The organism is Kitasatospora sp. NPDC002543 (assembly GCF_053594915.1).
The window spans coordinates 88,258-94,700 of the sequence record NZ_JBSFWR010000023.1 but is presented as its reverse complement, the minus strand read 5'-3'; the positions used below and the strand labels follow the sequence as shown (position 1 = coordinate 94,700).

The window sequence follows — 6,443 nt, the reverse complement described above, 5'->3', positions numbered from 1 at the left end:
AACTGCGCACCCCCGTCGACCCGGCGCCCGACGACCCGGCGCCAGGCGACCCGGCGCCCGACAGGGCCCCCACCTGCGTCGGCCGCCCCACCCCATCGAACCATCCGTTCGGTATTCCGAACGGTCTGGTCGCGGAGTCGAACCGCCGCCCGTCAGTGCCCGGGCCCGAGCGAGGGCGCCGGGGCCGACGGCCGCCCGGAGTCGTCCGCCGGGTCGTCCAGGTGCAGCCGCTGCTCCGCGCGGTACTGCAGCAGGAGCACCGAGCGGACCGGCTCCCCGCTCACGGCGGTGTAGGAGTGCGGCAGCGAGGCGTCGAAGCCGATGTAGTCGCCCGGACCGAGCTCGACCTCGCGGCGGCCCGCCCGGACCCGCAGCCGGCCGGCCTGGACGACGGTGTGCTCGGTGCCGCCGTGACCGCCGGAGAGCTGGGTGCCGTCGATCCGGACCTGCTGGTCGTAGACCTCGAACACGGCGTCCCCGGACTCGATCCGGCGCAGCGGCCGCAGGTCCACGCCCCGCCCGCTGAGCAGTTCGGCCTCGGCCGCGCGCACCACCGTGACCTCGTCGCCCGGCCGGGCCTCGACCAGGTCCGAGATCGGCACGCCGAGCACCCGGGAGAGCCCGAGCACCGTCTCCAGCGTCGGGTTGCCGGCCCCCGACTCCAGCTGGGAGAGCGTCGCCTTGCCGACCCCGGCCCGCCGGGACAGCTCGGACAGCGACAGTCCGCGCTGGGCCCGCACCCGCTTCAGGTTGGCGGCGAGGACGCCCCGGACGGATTCCTCGGCATCGTTCACGCTGAACCCCTTCTCTCCCGGCAGTGTTCGATATACCGTACGGGACGCACACCGACGGACGGGGCAGCGTAGCGAAACACCTCGCTTCCCTCACCCTCACCAGGAGACCGAAGTGACCGAGCCCGCCGAGACCGCCGAACCCGCCGCGACCGCCGAGACCATCAAGTACCGGAAGAACGGCCTGACCCGCGGCGTCACGGACGAACTCGCCGAGAGCATGACGCGGGGCTGGGCCGACACCGAGCGCACCGCCCTGGAGCCGGTCCCGCAGGCCGCGCACACCGCCCGCCGCCGCGCGGAGCTGTCCGCCGCCTACCCCGGCGAGCTGCTGGTGGTCCCGGCCGGCAACCCCAAGGTGCGGGCCAACGACACCGACTACCCGTTCCGTCCCTCCTCCGACTACGCCTACCTGACCGGCGACCAGTCCCAGGACGGTGTCCTGGTGCTCACGCCGACCGGCGCGAGCGGCCACGAGGCCGTGCTCTACCTGCGCGACCGCTCCCGCACCGACAACGGCGAGTTCTGGCTGGACGGCCACGGCGAGCTGTGGGACGGCCGCCGCAACAGCCTGACCGAGAGCGAGCGGCTGTTCGGCCTGCCCTGCCGGGACGTCCGCACCGTCCGGGCCGACCTGCGCGCCGCCACCGGCCCGGTGCGGGTGCTGCGCCGCCACGACGCGGGCGTGGAGGCGGCCCTCGCGGACCGCTCGGACGCCGCGCGGGACGAGGAGTTCGAGGTCTTCCTGTCCGGACTGCGCCTGGTCAAGGACGAGTTCGAGATCGAGGAGCTGCGCTTCGCCTGCGCCGCCACCGCCCGCGGCTTCGAGGACGTGGTGCGCGTCCTCGGCACCGACACCGAGACCGCCGAGCGGCTGATCGAGGGCACCTTCTTCGTCCGCGCCCGGGTCGAGGGCAACGACGTGGGCTACAGCACCATCGCCGCGGCCGGCCCGCACGCCACCACCCTGCACTGGGTGCGCAACAACGGCCACGCCCGCCCGGGGGACCTGCTGCTGCTCGACGCGGGCGTGGAGACCAACCACCTCTACACCGCCGACGTCACCCGCACCCTCCCGGTCAGCGGCCGCTTCACCGAGCTCCAGCGCAAGGTCTACGACGCCGTGTACGCGGCCCAGGAGGCCGGCATCGCGGCCGTCCGCCCGGGCGGACGGTTCCGCGACTTCCACCGTGCCGCCCAGCGCGAGCTCGCCGAACACCTCACCTCCTGGGGCCTGTTCGGCGACCTGAGCGCGGACAAGGTGTTCGAGCTGGGCCTGCACCGCCGCTTCACCCTGGCCGGCACCGGGCACATGCTGGGCATCGACGTCCACGACTGCGCCCACTCGCGCACCGAGGAGCACGTCGACGGCCCGCTCCTGCCGGGCATGGTGCTCACCGTCGAGCCGGGCATCTACTTCCAGGAGAACGACCTGACGGTGCCGGAGGAGTACCGGGGCATCGGGGTGCGGATCGAGGACGACATCCTGGTCACCGAGGACGGCAACGAGAACCTCTCCGACGGTCTCCCGCGCCGCTCCGACGAGGTCGAGGCCTGGCTGGCGCGACTGCGCGGCTGACGGCCCGCGGCACGGCGCCCCCGCTTCCGCCCGCTCGGGGCGGGGGCCGGGGGCGCTGTGGGATCCGGCGGGCGGGGGCGCCGCCGGGCGACCGGCGGACGTGACGACCGGCAGGAGCGGCGCGAACGGCGTGAACAGCCGTCAGCCGAGCCGCCACACCGTGGTGGTCTTGACCGCGGTGTCCTCCAGGTCCGCGACCACCGGCACCCGGTACGCCGCCACCGCGGTGAACCGCTCCCGGGGCAGGTAGGCCCGGCCCGGATCGCCGACGATCACGGTCGCACCGCGCGCCGCGGCCCGCTCCAGGAAGGGCAGGAAGCGGGCGGCCATGGCCCGTTCGTAGAAGACGTCGCCCGCGAGCACCACCTCGGCGGGCCCGCCGTCGCCGTCCACCAGGTCCACCAGGGCGCCGTCCACGCGCACCCCGTTGGCCTCGGCGTTCAGACCGATCGCGGCCACCGCGTAGGCGTCGATCTCGGCGGCGCGCACCCCCGTCGCCCCGCGCAGCGCGGCAGCCACCCCGACCAGTCCGGAGCCGGCCGCGACGTCCAACACCGTACGGCCGTCGACCAGTTCGGGGTGGTCCAGCACGTAGCGGGCGACCGCCACCCCGCCGGCCCAGGCGAAGGCCCAGAACGGCGGCGGCAGCCCCGCCTCCCCGCGCGCCCGTTCGGTGGTCTCCCACAGGGCGATGGCGTCCTCGGCCATGTGCAGGCTGATCTCGGGCACGAAGGGCACGGGCTTCAGCGCGGTCTCCCGCCGGATGAAGGCGAGGTCCTCGGCGGGCTGAAGAGTGCGCAGCTCACTCGGCATGCCCCGCAGCATAGGCCCCGTACGGGGCTGCTCCGGCACACACCCGGAGGGCCCGCGGCCGGAGTTCACCCCCGCTCGTCCACCACCCGCCTGATCTTCCCGACCGAGCGCTCCAGCGTGTACGGGTCCACCACCTCGGCGGCGACGGTGATCCCGACCCCGTCCTTGACCGCGCGGACGATCTCCGCCCGCGCCGACTCCCGCTGCCCGGTGGAGGCCTCCGGCCTGGCCTCGACCCGGACGGTCATGCTGTCCAGCCGTCCCTGCCGGCCGAGCCGCAGCTGGAAGTGCGGCGCGACGCCGGGGATGCGCAGCAGGATCTCCTCGATCTGGGTCGGGAAGACGTTCACCCCGCGCAGGATGATCATGTCGTCGCTGCGCCCGGTGACCTTCTCCATCCGCCGGAAGGCCGGCCGGGCGGTGCCGGGCAGCAGCCGGCTGAGGTCGCGGGTGCGGTAGCGGATGATCGGCAGGGCCTCCTTGGTGAGCGAGGTGAAGACCAGTTCGCCGCCCTCCCCGTCCGGCAGCACCTCGTCCGTGAACGGGTCGACGATCTCCGGGTAGAAGTGGTCCTCCCAGATGTGCAGTCCGTCCTTGGTCTCCACGCACTCCTGGGCGATGCCGGGGCCGACCACCTCGGAGAGGCCGTAGATGTCGACGGCGTGCAGGCCGAGCCGGTCCTCGATCTCGCGCCGCATCTCCTCCGTCCAGGGCTCGGCCCCGAAGATGCCGACCTTCAGCGAGGTGCCGCGCGGGTCGACGCCCTGCTTCTCGAACTCGTCCAGCAGGGTCAGCAGGTAGGACGGGGTGACCATGATGATCTCGGGCTCGAAGTCCAGGATCAGCCGCACCTGGCGGGCCGTCATGCCGCCGGAGGCGGGGATGACGGTGCAGCCGGCCCGCTCGGCGCCGTAGTGGGCGCCGAGGCCGCCGGTGAACAGCCCGTAGCCGTAGGCGATGTGCACCTTGTGGCCGGGCCGGCCGCCGGCCGCGCGGATGGAGCGGGCGACGACGTCGGCCCACATGGAGAGGTCGCCGTCGGTGTAGCCGACCACGGTCGGCAGCCCGGTGGTGCCGCTGGAGGCGTGGATCCGGCGGACCCGCTCCATCGGGACGGCGAACATGCCGAAGGGGTAGCCCTCGCGCAGGTCGGCCTTGGTGGTGAAGGGGAAGCGGGCGAGGTCGTCCAGGGTGCGGCAGTCCTCGGGGCGGACCCCGGCGGCGTCGAACTTGCGGCGGTAGAGCTCGACGTTGTCGTACGCGTGGTGCAGGGTGGCCCGCAGCCGGGTGAGCTGGTGGGCGCGCAGCTCGTCCGGCGTCATCCGCTCGCCGGCGTCCAGGAGCTCGGGTGGGATCGGCTCCCCGAGGTGTCGGCGCGGGACGGGTGCGGTGCCGGTCATCGTCGCTCCTTCGCTGCTCCGGGGAAACCTACCGATCGTTCGGTCAGTCCCTTCCGGGTCCATTGATCCAGTACCCGAACCACCTGTCAAGGGATCGCGCGACACCTGCGGAACGTGACCTTCCGGCCACGTCGCGTCGACCCTCCCCCCAGGCTTGGCTATCCAATATGAAAATCATTACAGAAGTTTGACCGGGGAAGGACCTTCACCCACCCGGCCGCGTGGTTCAGTGGTTCGGTTTCTCCCCCGCACCCCGGAGTGATCACCGTGTCCACGACTCCTGCCCTGGTCAGCGCGTTGCGCGAACTCGGCGACCGACCCGCCGTCGTCGCCGACGGACGCGCGATCAGCGGCATCGGCCTGCTGCTCGGCGTCTCCCCGCCGGGCGGCCTGCCCCGGGCCCTCGCCCGACGCGTCGCCGAACACGCCGCGCTGCCGCCCTCCGCCGCCCGCGCCGCCGAACAGCGGCTGCGCTACTGGGCCGGCGTCCTCGGCCCGCCGCCCATCCGGCACACCCTGCTGCACCCCGTCACCGACCTCGCCGTCGACCTCGCCCTCGCCACCCTGCTGGCCGGCGGCACCGTCCACTGCGGCGACCCCGGACAACGCCCCGAACAGCAGCTCGACGCCGTCGCCACCGCCCGGGCCACCCACCTCAGCCTGCCCTCCGCCCTGCTCTGGCGGCTCAGCCGGCAGCCCGGCCTCACCACCCGCGACCTCGGCGCGCTGCGCCTGGTCCTGCACGTCGGCCCCGAACCCCGCCAGGAGGACGTGTACGCCGCCGTCGACGCGCTCGGCGCCGTCCTCGCCCACGTCCGCGCCCCGGACAGCAACACCGAGGCCGCCGACCGCCGGCTGCGCGCCGACGCCGACGGCGCCTCCGCCGCCGCCTGGAAGTACGGCATCGGCGTCACCGCCGAGCAGCTGCGCGACTTCGGCGCCCAGCTCGACCGAGCCGTACTCACCGCCCTGCTGCACACCCTCCAGCAGAACGGCGTGCTCACCGACCCCGCGCGCGGCTACCCCGAGGCCGAGGTCCTCGCCGCGGCCATGGTCGTCCCCGCCCAGCGCCCCCGGGTGGCCCACTGGCTGGACGCCCTCGCCCGGCACGGCCTGCTCGCCCGTCAGGACGGCGGCGCCCAAGGGCCGGTCTTCCGCGGCGGGCCCGGGCCGGACGCCGCCGAAGTCCGGGAGGCCTGGCGCCCGGCCGTCGAGACCTGGACGGACGGACTCGGCCCGGCCGCCGCCCTGGACCGGGTCCGGCGCGGCGCCCTGCGGCTGCCCCGGCTGATCACCGGCCAGGAGGCCCCCCGGCCCGCCTCCTCCCCCGTCCGCTGGGCCGCGGCCCGCGGCTACCTCGGCGCCGCCCTCGGCGCACTCGTGCGCGGCACCGCCGAGGCCCACCAGGGGCCCGGGCCGCTGCGGGTCCTCGAACTCGACCCCGAGGGCGGCGAACCCGCCGTCACCCGGGCACTGGCCGTCCGCCCCCGGCCGAGCACCGAGCACCACCAGGCCCCCGACGGCGGACGCTACGACCTCGTCATCGCCACCGTGGACGGGCACACCCCGCAGGAGGTCCCGGCACTGGTCCGGCTGCTCTCCCCCGGCGGACGGCTGCTGCTGCTCGCGCCCACCGCCGAACAGCTCGACCTGCTGATCACCGGCGACGCCCCCGGCCCCGCCGCCCGACCGGCCGAACACTGGCGGACGGAACTGACCGCCGCCGGCTGCGCCACGGTGCTCAGCCTGCCGGAGGACGGGCACCCGATGGCCCTGCTGGGGCAACGGCTGTTCGCGGCACGGGTCGACTGACCCTCGGACGTACCGAGGCGCGGGTGGACGGGTCCCGTTCGGCCCGGG

5 protein-coding genes are annotated in these 6,443 nt (G+C 74.6%); 2 read left to right on the top strand and 3 right to left on the bottom strand.

What is annotated here, in order from left to right; all coding sequences use genetic code 11:
* Nucleotides 1–152 precede the first annotated feature (152 nt).
* Nucleotides 153–794, bottom strand: coding sequence for a helix-turn-helix domain-containing protein (locus tag ACWD4P_RS13450; RefSeq protein ID WP_359826408.1), 642 nt, complete (start codon nt 792–794; stop codon nt 153–155).
* Between the two features lie 112 nt (nt 795–906).
* On the opposite strand from ACWD4P_RS13450, the gene ACWD4P_RS13445 reads away from it, so the two are divergent.
* A complete protein-coding gene (locus tag ACWD4P_RS13445; RefSeq protein ID WP_449779689.1) occupies nt 907–2,370 on the top strand; it encodes an aminopeptidase P family protein in 1,464 nt (487 codons plus the stop codon).
* Nucleotides 2,371–2,511: 141 nt separating this feature from the next.
* Here the strand turns inward: ACWD4P_RS13445 and ACWD4P_RS13440 are convergent, their stop codons facing one another.
* Together ACWD4P_RS13440 and paaK are read right to left on the bottom strand one after the other, a co-directional pair.
* Nucleotides 2,512–3,183, bottom strand: a complete 672-nt coding sequence (locus ACWD4P_RS13440) for a class I SAM-dependent methyltransferase (RefSeq protein WP_359826403.1) — start codon at nt 3,181–3,183, stop codon at nt 2,512–2,514.
* Between the two features lie 65 nt (nt 3,184–3,248).
* Nucleotides 3,249–4,583 carry a phenylacetate--CoA ligase PaaK gene (paaK, locus tag ACWD4P_RS13435; RefSeq protein WP_359826400.1) on the bottom strand — a complete coding sequence of 445 codons (1,335 nt, stop codon included), beginning with the start codon at nt 4,581–4,583 and terminating at the stop codon, nt 3,249–3,251.
* A 267-nt stretch (nt 4,584–4,850) separates the two neighbouring features.
* On the opposite strand from paaK, the gene ACWD4P_RS13430 reads away from it, so the two are divergent.
* Nucleotides 4,851–6,395, top strand: coding sequence for a hypothetical protein (locus tag ACWD4P_RS13430; RefSeq protein WP_449779688.1), 1,545 nt, complete (start codon nt 4,851–4,853; stop codon nt 6,393–6,395).
* Nucleotides 6,396–6,443: the final 48 nt, after the last annotated feature.